The 14,261-nt window shown below is 45.4% G+C and carries 17 protein-coding genes; all 17 read left to right on the forward strand.

The features are described 5' to 3' along the window. The first annotated feature begins 5 nt into the window (after positions 1-5). The 17 genes from MHH57_RS09775 (at position 6) to MHH57_RS09855 (ending at position 14,223) form a co-directional block, all read left to right on the forward strand. Complete coding sequence (locus MHH57_RS09775) at positions 6-2,102, forward strand: chemotaxis protein CheA (protein WP_069011401.1); 2,097 nt, start codon at positions 6-8, stop codon at positions 2,100-2,102. Between the two features lie 62 nt (positions 2,103-2,164). After that, on the forward strand, positions 2,165-2,626 hold the full coding sequence (locus tag MHH57_RS09780) for a chemotaxis protein CheW (RefSeq protein ID WP_007430046.1): 462 nt from the start codon (positions 2,165-2,167) through the stop codon (positions 2,624-2,626). 3 nt (positions 2,627-2,629) lie between these two features. Continuing rightward, positions 2,630-3,256: a chemotaxis protein CheC gene (locus MHH57_RS09785; protein WP_029517007.1), complete on the forward strand. Its 627-nt coding sequence runs from the start codon at positions 2,630-2,632 to the stop codon at positions 3,254-3,256. Continuing rightward, positions 3,249-3,746 carry a chemotaxis protein CheD gene (locus tag MHH57_RS09790; RefSeq protein ID WP_010346358.1) on the forward strand — a complete coding sequence of 166 codons (498 nt, stop codon included), beginning with the start codon at positions 3,249-3,251 and terminating at the stop codon, positions 3,744-3,746. The genes MHH57_RS09785 and MHH57_RS09790 overlap by 8 nt, the downstream gene beginning before the upstream one ends. A gap of 2 nt (positions 3,747-3,748) precedes the next feature. After that, the gene (locus tag MHH57_RS09795) at positions 3,749-4,162 is read left to right on the forward strand and encodes a hypothetical protein (RefSeq protein WP_029517008.1); all 414 of its coding nucleotides are present in this window, start codon (positions 3,749-3,751) and stop codon (positions 4,160-4,162) included. Between the two features lie 14 nt (positions 4,163-4,176). Next, complete coding sequence (locus tag MHH57_RS09800; RefSeq protein ID WP_013309911.1) at positions 4,177-4,965, forward strand: FliA/WhiG family RNA polymerase sigma factor; 789 nt, start codon at positions 4,177-4,179, stop codon at positions 4,963-4,965. Between the two features lie 44 nt (positions 4,966-5,009). Then, on the forward strand, positions 5,010-6,419 hold the full coding sequence (locus tag MHH57_RS09805; protein WP_039274680.1) for a FapA family protein: 1,410 nt from the start codon (positions 5,010-5,012) through the stop codon (positions 6,417-6,419). Between the two features lie 82 nt (positions 6,420-6,501). Then, a complete protein-coding gene (locus MHH57_RS09810; protein ID WP_029517010.1) occupies positions 6,502-6,822 on the forward strand; it encodes a hypothetical protein in 321 nt (106 codons plus the stop codon). A 41-nt stretch (positions 6,823-6,863) separates the two neighbouring features. Continuing rightward, the gene (locus MHH57_RS09815; RefSeq protein ID WP_342435049.1) at positions 6,864-7,496 is read left to right on the forward strand and encodes a hypothetical protein; all 633 of its coding nucleotides are present in this window, start codon (positions 6,864-6,866) and stop codon (positions 7,494-7,496) included. Continuing rightward, positions 7,493-8,140 (forward strand): endolytic transglycosylase MltG, encoded by a 648-nt coding sequence (locus MHH57_RS09820; protein ID WP_029517012.1) that lies wholly within the window; start codon positions 7,493-7,495, stop codon positions 8,138-8,140. Before MHH57_RS09815 ends, MHH57_RS09820 begins: the two co-directional genes overlap by 4 nt. 254 nt (positions 8,141-8,394) lie before the next feature. Then, complete coding sequence (rpsB, locus tag MHH57_RS09825; RefSeq protein WP_013309916.1) at positions 8,395-9,093, forward strand: 30S ribosomal protein S2; 699 nt, start codon at positions 8,395-8,397, stop codon at positions 9,091-9,093. A 130-nt stretch (positions 9,094-9,223) separates the two neighbouring features. Next, entirely contained in the window at positions 9,224-9,874 is a 651-nt protein-coding gene (gene tsf, locus MHH57_RS09830) for a translation elongation factor Ts (RefSeq protein WP_013309917.1), read from the forward strand. 120 nt (positions 9,875-9,994) lie between these two features. Next, on the forward strand, positions 9,995-10,723 hold the full coding sequence (pyrH, locus tag MHH57_RS09835; RefSeq protein ID WP_013309918.1) for a UMP kinase: 729 nt from the start codon (positions 9,995-9,997) through the stop codon (positions 10,721-10,723). Beyond that, positions 10,723-11,277, forward strand: coding sequence for a ribosome recycling factor (gene frr / locus MHH57_RS09840; RefSeq protein WP_029517013.1), 555 nt, complete (start codon positions 10,723-10,725; stop codon positions 11,275-11,277). Before pyrH ends, frr begins: the two co-directional genes overlap by 1 nt. Before the next feature lie 84 nt (positions 11,278-11,361). Further along, positions 11,362-12,129: an isoprenyl transferase gene (locus MHH57_RS09845; RefSeq protein WP_029517014.1), complete on the forward strand. Its 768-nt coding sequence runs from the start codon at positions 11,362-11,364 to the stop codon at positions 12,127-12,129. 17 nt (positions 12,130-12,146) lie between these two features. After that, positions 12,147-12,938, forward strand: a complete 792-nt coding sequence (locus MHH57_RS09850) for a phosphatidate cytidylyltransferase (RefSeq protein WP_029517015.1) — start codon at positions 12,147-12,149, stop codon at positions 12,936-12,938. A gap of 145 nt (positions 12,939-13,083) precedes the next feature. After that, positions 13,084-14,223, forward strand: a complete 1,140-nt coding sequence (locus MHH57_RS09855; RefSeq protein WP_165147574.1) for a 1-deoxy-D-xylulose-5-phosphate reductoisomerase — start codon at positions 13,084-13,086, stop codon at positions 14,221-14,223. The last annotated feature ends 38 nt before the right edge of the window (positions 14,224-14,261 follow it).

Genomic DNA, 14,261 nt, shown 5'->3' on the forward strand with positions numbered 1-14,261 from the left:
TCACAATGGACATGAACCAATATTTAAACATGTTTATTGATGAGTCGAATGATCATCTGCAATCTCTTAACGAAAAAATGCTTCAACTGGAAAGCAATCCAACTGATCTAGGTATCGTTCAGGTGATTTTCCGTTCTGCCCATACCCTCAAGGGAATGGCTGCTACGATGGGGTTTGAAGACCTAGCATCGCTTACCCACCAAATGGAAAACGTTCTTGATCTTGTACGTAACAACAAGCTGGCGATGCATGAATTTATATTCGATACCTTATTTAAGGGATTGGATGCTCTGGAGTCCATGGTGCAGCACATTACAGAGGGAGGCGACGGAAAAGCGGATGTCTCCTCTATTGTATCTTCACTACAATCCATCGTGAGCGGGGATTTCCAAAAGACCGGCGCAAATGCTGCGACTGAGGAGTCTCCATCTAAAAAAGTGGGCAAAAACGATAGTGCTGGGCTTGTTTTGGATCAGTTCCAGTATTCTGTATTGGAGCAATCTATTTCTGAAGGACATCGTGTTCACTATATACAGGTAACAATCAGCTCAGAGAGCCAGTTAAAGGCGGCGCGTGCTTTTATGGTGTTTAATACACTGGAAAACTCTGGTGAAATCGTCAAGGCCTATCCGTCGGTACAGGATATTGAGCAGGAGAAATTCGAGCAAAGCTTCTCGTTATATTACATAACGCAGAAAGAAGTTGGGGAGCTGGAAAAGGAAATCGCGGGCATCTCTGAAATTGACACTGTCTCAGTGGTACAACTAGATCAGGAATCGCTTAAACAAATGAGCGAAGTTACTGCTGGACTGGCTGAGACTGCTGCGGTACAGGAAGCTCCTGTTGCCGTGCAATCACCTGCTCCATCCCAGCCGCAGTCTTCAGCTGCGGCCTCTGTGGCTAAGGCAGCTGCAGGTAAGACGCCAGCAGCTAAGGCAGCTGCCCCTACGCATAACCGTACGATTCGTGTAGATATTGAACGTCTGGATGTACTTATGAACTTATTTAGCGAGTTGCTCATTGACCGCGTGCGGTTAGAGCAGTTGGCAAGTGAAGCTTCCAATCCAGCACTGACAGAAACGGTAGAGCACATGAGTCGTGTGAGCAGCGATTTACAAAACGTCGTTCTTAAATTGCGGATGGTACCAGTAGACACTGTTTTCAATCGTTTTCCGCGTATGGTGCGCGATCTGGCCAAATCGCTGGATAAAAAACTTGATTTGGTTATTACTGGAGCAGAGACTGAAATGGACCGCACTGTTATCGACGAAATTGGCGATCCTCTGGTGCATTTGCTTCGTAACTCCGTGGATCATGGCATTGAGTCGGTAGCCGATCGGATTGCAGCTGGTAAACCTGAGACAGGAACGGTTAACTTGCGTGCTTTTCATAGCGGAAATAACGTATTCATCGAGATTGAAGATGACGGAAATGGTATTAATCGCGATAAGGTACTAAACAGTGCTATTTCTAAAGGGATTTTGACAGCAGAGCAAGCAGCGGTCATGACCGACGAGGAAGCTTATCAGGTATTGTTTGCTCCAGGCTTTAGCACAGCTGCAGTCATTTCAGACGTATCAGGACGCGGTGTCGGTTTGGACGTTGTTAAATCCAAAATCACTGCTTTGGGTGGCAATGTTACGGTTCACTCTACACTGGGCCAAGGCACTAATTTCTCTGTGCAATTGCCGCTCACCCTATCCATTATTGCAGCCATGATGATACAGATCGGTTCTGAAAAATATGCGATCCCATTGTCCTCCATTGTGGAGACTGCGATTGTCAAACGGACACAAATTCGTTCTGTACATGGCAATAAAATGATTGCTTTCCGCGATTCTCATATCCCGCTCATCTCCTTGAGTCAGCTGTTTGAGGTACCGGACTTCAATGAAGATGAAGAAGAAGAGACAGAGGTCGTGGTCATCCGCAAGGGAGACCGTTTGGCAGCTCTTTCTGTACAGGACTTTTTGGGACAAAGTGAAATTGTCCTTAAAAATCTGGGCAAATACCTTCCAAACATCCAAGGAATTTCAGGTGCCACGATTCTGGGTGACGGTCAGGTTGCGTTGATCATTGACCCGAATGTTTTCATTAAATAATGTCTTCATCAGAAATGAAAGAAATGTGAAGTTGCTGACATCAATAAGGAGGGTTTTTAGACATGGGAGAAGAAATTAAAGTTATCGTATTTAAGCTTGGTGAAGAGGAATACGGTGTTGAAGTAGAAAAAGTCCAATCTATTGAACGCATGGTGCCGATTACACGGGTTCCAAGAACTTACGATTTTGTAAAAGGTGTATTCAACATGAGAGGCGTAGTCATTCCGGTTATTGATCTTCGTGGCCGATTTGGATTGCCTGAAGCTGAATATACCGATCAAACCCGCATCATTATCGTTGCAGTGGGCGAAATGCAAGTCGGCTTTATCGTTGATTCAGCGAATGACGTTATTGACCTGAATACTGACAATATCGAGACACCACCGGAAGTGATTGGCGGAGTTAAGGCTAAATATCTTCGCGGAGTTGCTAAAATTGGTGAAGAGCGCTTGTTGATTATGCTGAACTTGTCCGAAGTCCTGAATCGTAGCGAAATGAACCAACTGGAAGGCTTAGAGGATTAACATATGGAGAATCTTGGGAATCTCGAAGACTTCAAGTTGGATGTGTTGAAAGAAGTCGGCAACATTGGCTCGGGGAACGCTGCTACAGCGCTCTCCCGGCTTCTCAATAAACCGGTCGACATGGGTGTGCCCAAAGTACAAATGCTGCCTTTTGAGGAAATTGCCGATAAAGTCGGTGGAAATGAGCAACTTGTTGTTGCAATATTTTTTAGGGTAGAAGGGGAAGCCCCCGGCAATCTATTCTTCATATTGCAGCCTCAGGCGGCAAAAGGCTTACTTTCCCGTTTGGCGAATATTCCTTCAGATGACGAGGACAGTTTTAACGAAATGGAGCACTCAGCCCTGTCGGAGATCGGAAACATTTTAGCGGGCTCTTACCTGTCTTCGCTGGCCGATTTCACACGTTTATCCATGTATCCAACAGTCCCTGCGCTGGCGTTGGACATGGCAGGAGCAATTCTTAGCTACGGACTGCTGCAGTTTGGGCAGATGGGAGATGCTGCATTATTGATTGACACATCGTTTCTGGAAGGGCAGAATCAGATAGAGGGTCAATTTTTCCTGATTCCTGATCCAGAATCGTTCGGGAAAATCTTTAGGTCGTTAGGAGTCCCGATGAACGATGATTGAGGATAAAAGCATCATTAAAGTCGGCATGGCAGATTTAAATGTTACCAGCAATCCGAACTCGATTCGTACGACAGGACTTGGTTCCTGCGTCGGATTGACCCTCTATGATCCTCATTTGAAACTGGCAGGCATGGCACATGTGATGCTACCGTCCTCAGATATTGCGCGTGAAGGGCAGCTGAATATAGCCAAATATGCGGATACGGCGCTGCCCGAGTTATTTGAGAGGATGCTGAAATTGGGTGCAGAACGACGCAGGCTGATTGCTAAAATGGCAGGGGGAGCGCAGATGTTCGCCTTTGCTGGTAGTGGAGACACCATGCGGATTGGTCCACGTAATGTAGAATCATGCAAGGAAATGCTCGTAGATCTCGGCATTCCTTTGATTGCGGAGGACACAGGCGGCAATTATGGACGAACGATTGAGTTGGACTCTGAAACTGGCGTTTTGAATATTCGAAGCGTACAAAAAGGTGTAAAGGAATTATAAACATGTTATTTGGCAGCTTACGCATTAATCTTTGGTCTGGAGTAGTCGGATTTATTCTGACTTTTGTGTTGTCCGTTGGCAGCAATCTGCTGACCACGAGCTTAATTCGTGGCTTGATCGCCTTCGTTTTTTGGTTCCTACTTGCATTTGTGCTGCGCTGGACACTAGGTGTTGTAGCGCGGCCAGATCTGGGGAATGCCCAAAGCCGGGCAAGCTCTCAGGTAGATGGCGTAGGGGGGAATCTGGACCTGACGACACCAGACGAAAATGAAGACCTGAATGAATTGCTGAAACCGAAACCAGAGCAGACGGACGAGGGGGATAATGGTTTTGCACCTTTAAACCCACCTAAGCTGGTTTCCAACAAGGACCCTGAAGAATTGGCCAAGGCCGTTCGTCACCTGACAGACAAATAAGGAGGGTGAAGCCGATGAACGAGCGAAAAGCCGCTCATTTAAACCATTCCGAACTATGGGAACAATGGAAAGAACACGGTGACAAGGAAGCAAAAAAACAGTTAATTGAAAAGTATCTCCATATTGTAGAGTATGTGTCAGGCCGTCTTGCAGTAGGCTTGCCTAAAAATGTATCCAAGGATGATCTGGCGAGTAACGGCGTTATGGGTTTGATTGACGCTTTAGAGAAATTTGACTATGAGCGTGGTTTGCAGTTTGAGACTTATGCTTCTTGGCGTGTTCGTGGAGCGATTTTGGATGGTCTTCGTCAAGGGGATTGGGTTCCTCGTTCAGTTAGGGAAAAAGCGAAAAAAATCGAGGATGCATACCAGCATTTGGAACAAAGATATCTACGCACGGTCAGCGACGAAGAGATGAGTCATTATTTGGACGTTTCTGAGAAAGAGTTTCAAAATATGATCCAAGAGGTCGCTGTTATGTCGATTGTCTCACTGGAGGATCCGATCCGCGAAGAGGAATCGGAAACACGGCTTTCCCTTTTGGTGGACGAGAAGGCGAAAAATCCGGATCATAAGGTCAATGAATTTACACTTCGTGATGCCCTTGCACAAGGCATTGATAAATTGACTGAAAAAGAACGTATCGTTGTTTCTTTATTGTATTACGAGGATTTGTCACTCAGCGAAATCGCTGAGGTCATGTCGCTATCTCCATCGCGAATTTCACAGTTGCATTCCAAAGCAATATTACGTCTGAGAGCGACATTGGACAAACAACGGGATTTGCTAATGCGTAAAGATTAACGTACGGGAGGTTACAGTAACAGTTAGACGGAAGGAGCACCCTTGTGGAGAAGCAATATGCTTTGGACCAGTTTTTAAAAGTGGTTGTCTCACCTGACAAACAAACCGCCTACTTGGAGTTTGCCAAACGTGAAGAAGGCTTTGCCTGTTCTGTGGAAGAATTAGAGCGTTTTCTAAGCAACCAAAAAATATCCTACGGTTTAATAACCGATGCAATTCGCGTATTTGCGGCAAGTCCGGAAGATCATTTCTTCGGAAAATTACTGATTGCTCAGGGAAAGCAGCCGATCCATGGCACAGACGGAAAAATCAATCTGGCTGATATTGTGACTGGCGAAGATGCACATAAGCCGCTTGAAACCGTGGATGGACGGGTGGATTATAAAGAACTAACTCGTTTAAGAAATGTAAAACGTGGTCAACTGATTGCCGAACGGGTTGATCCTCTGCCAGGTGTACCGGGGATTGCTGTAACCGGAGAGGAAATTCCTTTTCTTCCAGGTAAAGAGGCGCGTTTTAAAGTTGGAAAAAATGTAGTGATTCATCCAGAAGGTGTTGCGATGTATGCGGCTATTGACGGACTGGTAACTACGACTGAAAAGGGCAAACTTAATGTGTTCCCCGTATATGAAGTTAACGGGGACGTCGATTATAGTGTCGGCAACATTGATTTTGTTGGAACCGTCGTCATTCGTGGGAATGTTTTGACAGGTTTCCGGGTTCGGGCGGCTGGCGACATTCGTGTCATCGGTGGTGTGGAAGGGGCCGAAATTGTGGCGGAAGGTTCAGTGGAAATCACTGGCGGTATTATCGGATACCATAAGGGGTTCGTGAAAGCTGCACAAAATGTGAAATGCTCGTTTATACAAGATGGTAACGTGATTGCGGGAGGCGATGTACTTGTATCCCAGAGTATCATGCATTCCCAGATCAAAGCGAGTAATAATGTAATCTGCGAAGGGACAAAAGGGCTTATCGTAGGTGGCAGTGTACAAGCTGGTAAAAAGGTAGTGGCTCGTACCGTCGGTAATACGATGTCCACAGCTACCAATATCGAAGTGGGTGTACTTCCCGAACTGCGCGATGAACTGACAGAACTCCGCGCACGTTTGAAGCAGCAGACAGACAGCCAGGATAAAACGAATAAGGCTCTTACCATATTGGATCAGCTTGCCGCCGCCGGACAGCTTGCACCTGAAAGAATGGCTATGCGAATCAAGCTGACATCTACTAAAAAATCTAATGAACAGGAGCTTTTGGAAACCAAGTCCAGAATGCTTGAAATAGAACGAACATTAGAGGATACAAGCCGCGCACGGGTAGAAGTGAAAAATGTGATTTACGGTGGCTCTAAAATAGTTATCGGCAGATATACAAAATTTATTAAAGATTCAGTGGAAAGAATGGCGTTTTATTATCATGAGGGAGACATCAGCATGTCCTCCTACGTGTAATTCGGCACACTGATAAACAACATTTAACATTGTATTCCTTGGAAGAAAGATACGGATGCCCAATCGGAAAGGGTGTGGTCCAATGAGCTTGAAGGCTGTTGAATTGCAAATTGCCGTACCTCGCACCAGCGAAGCTGGAAAATACCAAAGTGAGTCCCAGCAGCGGCCGATGAATGATCAAGCATTGCTTGGACAAAAGGCCGCGCTGGAGACGGAGAACATGCGTCAGCGAAGCAGTGCTGTAGATCAGTCTGCGGAAACATTTGTCGGTGAGCGGCAAACAGGGGGACAGAGCAGAGATTCTTCCCAGCAGAGCCGCTCCCGGCCAGATGAGGCTGAACTGCCTAAGGAGCATCCGGCAGAGCATCCGTTCAAGGGACACCATATTGATTTTTCGCTCTGATCCGACAGGTGGAGAAGCGTTATTAAAGGAGACGATGGGCAGTGGATCAACCATGGATTTATATTGTTCTGCTGGGCGCCGCAGCTGTTGTCTATGCCTGGCTACAGCCTAAGCGTCAGCCAGGCCGGGGAACAGAAGAGGCCGTCGTCCAAAAGGTCGAGGCCACATTAGAGCAATATATGGCCGATATTGAAAACGATAATGACGAGTTGATTGAGCTCGTTTCTGGTATAAAGCAGGAGCATACAGTGAAACAGGCGGCATTACAGGAGCAAGTAGCTGAGCTTCGGAGCCGTATCGTGGAGCTTGAGCGCCAGGCTATGTTTGCAACTGTGTCTATGCAAACCGAGCCTGTACCTAAGGAAATACAACATACAACTGCTTCTCAGCAGGCAGCGGTTGCATACGGTCAATTTCAAAGTCCGCAACCTGAAATGTCTGTGCAGGAAGGCTACTCTGGTTCAGAAGCTCCCCTCATAACTATGGAGGAACAGACGGCATTACAAGATCCTGAAACTGAGCAGGAAGCAGAGTCCATCCGTGATCGTTATCAAGAGTTGTTTGCGCTGCATGAGCAAGGCAAGTCAGTGGACTATATAGCTAAGCAATCAGGCATTCAACGGGGTGAAGTACAGCTTATTTTGCAACTCGCGGAGCGGGAGGATGTAACGTGATCAAAAACCGTTCATTTATGCTAGGCATGGGTACTGGTCTTATAACGGGGGCATTGCTATTGCAACTGGCATTGATCGGTCAGGGGCAATCGCAGCAATCTTCCACAGACCCGAAAAACATGACGCGAGAGCAATTAGAAAAGGCAGCAGCCGGATTAAATCTCCAGGTCAGTGACAGCTCTAACCCGAAAATGACAGAAGAGGAATGGCGTAATAAGGTGATCAAGGAAGGTAATAAAACTCCCGTTGCACCCCAAAAAGCTAAACCAGCTCAAACGCCAGCAACACCAAAGGCACCTGCAAACAGCATATCCTCGGCTGGTTCTAAACCTTCGACCAGCACATCGGTTCCACAAAGTCCGAATAAGCCGCAAACTCAAAGTTCTGGCACTACAGCGACTCCCAATATCCCCAAGCAGCCTGCCACCCCACAAGTGCAGTATAGCATTGCATCCGGAAGCAATTTGAGAAGTGTGGCATCAGGATTGCAACGGGCAGGGGTCGTATCGGATGCTAGTGCATTTGAGGCAGCAGCTAAGGCTAAAAAAATCAATACCAAAATTCGTACCGGTACCTATCAGTTTGCTAAAGGTGAGGATTTCAGTTCTATCATTACTAAAATTACGAAAAAGCCGTCCAACTGACCAGACTGGGAAGTGGCCGGCTTTTATTCTTGCTGAAAAGTTCAATGAGAGGCGTAAAACGTCACATCTTGCGTTGTTCTAATCTATTGTCGAAAAGTTGGTTGCAACGATGCAAGTGTTATGGTATATTAATTAACGGTGTTAAAAACGCACGTCGGTTAATTTTATAAAGGGTGCTTTCCAATGGAAAGTCTTTATGAAAAATGATGTCGGCGGAGGACACACAAAAAACCAAACTTAGGAGGTGCGTGAAGATGGCAGTAATCTCCATGAAACAGCTTTTGGAAGCTGGGGTTCACTTTGGTCACCAAACACGTCGCTGGAACCCGAAAATGGATCGTTATATCTTCACTGAAAGAAACGGTATTTACATCATTGACTTGCAAAAGACAGTGAAAAAGGTTGAGGAAGCTTACAACTTTGTAAAAAGCATTGCAGCTGAGAATGGTACAATTCTGTTCGTAGGCACGAAGAAACAAGCACAAGATTCCGTTAAAGAAGAAGCAGCACGCGCTGGTCAATTCTACATTAACCAACGTTGGTTGGGTGGTACGCTGACTAACTTCCAAACGATTCAAAAACGTATTGACCGTTTGAAACAACTGGAAGCTTGGGAAGAAGACGGTACATTCGCAGTTCTTCCTAAAAAAGAAGTTATCATTCTTCGCAAAGAAAAAGATCGTCTTGAAAAATTCTTGGGCGGTATCAAAAACATGAAGGGCCTTCCAAGTGCACTGTTCATCATTGATCCACGCAAAGAACGTATCGCGGTTGCTGAAGCTCGCAAATTGGGTATCCCAATCGTAGGTATCGTTGATACAAACTGCGATCCAGACGAAATCGACTATGTTATCCCAGGTAATGACGACGCAATCCGCGCTGTTAAATTGCTGACAGGTAAAATGGCTGATGCAGTTATGGAAGCAAACCAAGGCGAAGAAACTACAGCATAACATTTCCATTAGGAAATAACTATATGAATTAAATGAAAAGGGTGGTTGGCAGGTGTATAACCTCTCACTACCCTTTTTTTAAGGAATAAGCACGGTATACCACTGAAAATCAAATTTGGAGGGAAATAATATGGCAGTTAATGCTAGCGCAGTAAAAGAGCTTCGTGAAAAAACAGGCGCAGGAATGCTGGATTGTAAAAAAGCGCTTGAAGAAGCAAACGGTGATTTGACAAAAGCGGTTGAAGTTCTGCGCGAAAAAGGACTTGCAGCTGCAGCCAACAAAGCAGGTCGTATTGCTACTGAAGGTGTTGTTGAATCCTACATTCATGCTGGCGGCCGTATCGGCGTGCTGGTAGAAGTAAACTGCGAAACAGACTTCGTAGCTAAAACAGACCAGTTCAGAGATTTTGTACGCGACATTGCAATGCATATCGCTGCATCGAACCCTCGTTATGTTCGTCGTGAAGAAGTGCCACAGGAAGAGATCGAAAAAGAAAAAGAAATCCTGAAAGCACAAGCGCTGAACGAAGGTAAACCAGAAAAAATTGTTGAAAAAATGGTTGAAGGCCGTATTGGTAAGTTCTATGAAGAGTTCTGTTTGTTGGAGCAATCTTTCATCAAAGATCCAGACAAAACAATCTCCACGCTTATCAACGAAAAAATCAGTACGATTGGCGAAAACATCTCCCTGCGTCGCTTTGTTCGTTTTGAACTGGGTGAAGGTCTGGAGAAAAAAGAAGACAACTTCTACGAAGAAGTTATGTCTCAAGTGAAACAATAATTACCAACGAACGGTAATCGCATATGGAAAAATGGAAATGGGACACATCAGTGTTCCATTTCTTGCAACAGGACACCTATCCTGTTACATAAAGTATAAATGATATTGGAGGGTGATCATTTGGAAAAACCTGTGTTTAAGCGTGTTGTCCTGAAAGTTAGTGGTGAATCGCTGTCAGGTCCTAACGGTTACGGTATTGACGCGGATACGATTGCATCCATTGCCGAACAAGTCAAAGACGTAGTGGAACTGGGAGTAGAAGTTGCTATCGTGTGTGGTGGCGGTAACATCTGGCGCGGTATTGCTGGAAGTGCCAACGGAATTGACCGGGCCACGGCAGATTACATGGGTATGCTGGCAACGGTGATGAACTCACTGGCCTTACAGGATGCTTTGGAACAGATTGAGGTACCTACCCGTGTACAAACATCCATTGCGATGCAACAGATTGCAGAACCTTACATTCGTCGTAGAGCTATCCGTCATTTAGAAAAGGGTCGGGTTGTTATTTTTGCAGCAGGTACAGGTAATCCGTTCTTCTCGACTGATACTACAGCTGCACTGCGTGCCGCTGAGATCGAAGCGGAAGTGATTCTGATGGCTAAAAATAAAGTGGATGGCGTATATTCTGCTGATCCGTTTAAAGATAGCACAGCTGAGAAATATGAGCAGCTTACGTATTTGGATGTGCTCAACAAAAATCTCGGTGTCATGGATTCTACTGCTTCCTCTTTGTGCATGGATAACAATATTCCGTTGATTGTCTTTGCTATTACAGAGCAAGGTAACATTAAACGTGTCGTGCTGGGTGAGAAAATTGGTACGATCGTCAAAGGGAGTGTAAATTAATGCCACAATCTGTGAAAAAGAGTGCTGAGGAACGCATGCAAAAAGCAATCCAGGCATTGCAACGTGATCTTGCATCTTTGCGTGCAGGACGGGCGACACCAGCTTTACTGGACCGTGTACAGGTAGAGTATTATGGTGCAATGACTCCAGTCAACCAACTGGCGAATATCAATACACCTGACAGCCGGACCTTGATGATTCAGCCTTGGGACAAATCTTCCTTGGCTGATATCGAGCGCGCTATACAAAAATCCGATTTAGGTTTGACACCTTCGAATGACGGTAACACCATTCGTCTTAGCATTCCTGCTTTGACGGAGGAGCGCAGAACTGACTTGGTGAAGTTGACAAAGAAGAACGGTGAAGAAGCGAAGATCGCTATTCGTAACATTCGTCGTGATGCCAATGATGACATCAAAAAATTGGAGAAAAGTGATATTTCCGAGGACGAATCTCGTAAACATCAGGAAGATATCCAGAAAACAACTGATAAGTTTATCGCTGAAGTGGATAAAGTTTTAGCTGCAAAAGAAAAAGAAATTATGGAAGTCTAAAAGATTGGCAGCCCCTCCCTTACGGTGGGGTTTGTCTCTTTTCAAGCCTGAGGCACATTTTCAGAGAATGCTGGAGGAACTGGAATGATCAAACGGGTTCGGTCTTGGTGGAACGGGGAACAAAAACAGCAAACACCGGCCATTTCAAAAGACAATATTCCGCAGCATGTTGCTGTCATCATGGATGGGAACGGCAGATGGGCCAAACGGATTGGAATGCCGCGGATTGTAGGGCACCAAAATGGAATGAAGGCAGTGAAACGCACAGCAATTGCGGCGGATGAACTGGGTATTAAGTATTTGACTTTGTTTGCATTTTCAACTGAAAATTGGACGCGTCCAAAGGACGAAGTTGATTTTCTAATGCGCTTACCGCAGGAATTTCTGGCTATTGAGCTAGATGAGTTGATTGAAAAAAATGTGCAAGTACGTATGATGGGCAATAAAGAACATTTACCTTCCCATACCGTTGAAGCGCTGACTGAAGCGACTCGACGAACTGAAAATAATACCGGACTTGTTCTTAATTTTGCATTAAATTATGGAAGTCGGTTGGAAATCACCGAATGCATGCAAACATTGGGCCGTCAAATTGCGGATGGGAAGCTTAAATCGGAAGATATAACATCTGAGCTGATCGGTAGTACGTTGCTTTCTAGCGGTATGCCAGACCCTGATTTACTGATTCGAACAAGCGGTGAGCTTAGACTTAGTAATTTTATGCTCTGGCAGCTTGCCTACAGTGAGTTGTGGTTTACTGATATTTATTGGCCTGAGTTTAAGAAAGAACACTTATACGAAGCAGTGATCGAATATCAGCAAAGAACACGACGGTATGGCGGACTGAAGTAAATGGAGGATGAAAGCCGTTGAGACAGAGATTAATTACCGGTATTCTGGCAGGCATATTCTTTTTGGCGATGGTCCTGTGGGGCGGCTTGGCCTACCATTTGCTTATATTGGCGATGGCCCTAATCGGATTTTATGAGTTCGCACGAATGACGCAGGTATCTCCTTTTGGAGGTACAGCAATACTTGGATACGTAAGCATATTAGCTTTTGTATTCCCGTATGAACCTTTTGGCTTGCACTCACCCTTACCCTTTGCCAGTATGCTTTGGCTGGTAATGATAGCTTTTATGATCATCACGGTAGGAACAAAAAATAAAATCCCGATTCAAACGGTAGCTATATTATTTCTTGGTACCGTTTATATAGGGTTTGGATTTTCGTATATTGCGGAATCACGTCATATGGAACATGGACTGTTATGGACATTTTTATTATTGGCTTGTATTTGGGCAAGTGATGCAGGGGCATATTTTGTAGGCAAAATGGCAGGAAAGACGAAATTATGGCCTGCGATTAGTCCGAATAAAACGGTCGAAGGATCCATTGGCGGCATCGTTTTAGCGTTGGTTATAGCTCTTGTATTCGCTGGATTATCGGGTGGACTGCTGCCATGGGGCAAAGCCATCGGCATCGGTTTGTCATGTGCAGTTGTGGGACAACTGGGCGATTTGGTACAATCTGCATACAAACGAGTGTACGGCATTAAAGATTCCGGTAATCTGCTGCCAGGGCACGGTGGTATACTAGACCGTTGCGACAGCTGGATTGTCGTTTTTCCATTTGTACATATGCTGATGCTGCTTCCATGAGTCTATTGATTACAGTTTATGCTCAGGCTAATCTCTATGCTGCTCACTCTGCGCTACTAGAAGGTTGGAACCAGTAGCATAGCTGCCTGAATAATAATCAATGAGCTCCTGGATAAAAGTGATTTTCAGGATAGGAAGGTGCATCATGAAAAGAATTACGGTACTTGGTTCAACCGGTTCTATTGGAACTCAAACGCTGGATGTAGTGTCCATGCACCCGGATCAGTTTACTGTTGAGGCTTTAGCAGGTGGTTCTAATATAAAGTTACTTGCTGAGCAGGCGCATCTTTATAAACCCAAAAAAGTGTCTGTGGGTACTCGGCAGTTGGCGGATGAAATTCGTCCTTTACTGCCTTCTGGAATGGAACTGTATTGGGGAAATGAAGGACTCGTTGAGCTTGCTGCGAACACGGAGGCGGATATGGTTGTGACGGCTGTAATGGGCAGTGTCGGATTGCACTCCACGCTGGCCGCGATTGAGGCTGGAAAACAGATCGGTTTGGCCAATAAGGAGACACTGGTTACTGCTGGTCATCTGGTCACAGCGCGAGCTCGGGCGAAAGGAGTGCCGTTGCTGCCGATTGACAGTGAGCATTCAGCTATTTTCCAATGCTTGAATGGTGAGCGTATGAAAGATGTGGCACATATTACCCTCACAGCATCAGGGGGTTCTTTTCGAGATTTGACAAGAGAACAGTTGCGTGAAGTTACAGTGAAAGATGCACTCAAGCATCCCAATTGGTCAATGGGGGCCAAAATTACGATTGATTCAGCGACGATGGTAAACAAGGGGCTGGAAGTCATTGAGGCGCATTGGCTATTCGGAATTGATTATGAGCACATTCATGTGTTGCTTCATCCGGAAAGCATTATTCATTCCTATGTTGAGTTTCAGGATACAAGCATTGTTGCTCAACTTGGGAATCCGGACATGAGAGTACCCATTCAATATGCATTGACTTACCCTGAGCGTATGAAGTCCCCGGCGAAGCCGTTGTCACTGGCTGAAGTGGGTAAACTCCATTTTAAGGAAATGGATTATAATCGTTTTCCTTGTTTAAGGCTTGCCTTCGAATGTGGTAAAATGGGTGGTACAGCACCGACCGCATTTAATGCAGCTAATGAAATTGCAGTTGCCCGTTTCCTGCGTGGAGAAATTTCTTTTCTGCATATTGAAGCTATTATTGAACGTGTGTTGGAGCGGCATGTCAATGTGGCTAATCCTGATCTTTCTGCAATTGAAGCCTGTGACGAAGAGACTCGTAGCATATCTTCGGGGTTGTAGGCTAAGTTGGGTTAGAAACGAAATGTGATTCTCTTGTG

Origin of the sequence: Paenibacillus sp. FSL H7-0442, assembly GCF_038593105.1 — a bacterium.
Lineage (GTDB): Bacteria > Bacillota > Bacilli > Paenibacillales > Paenibacillaceae > Paenibacillus > Paenibacillus polymyxa_D.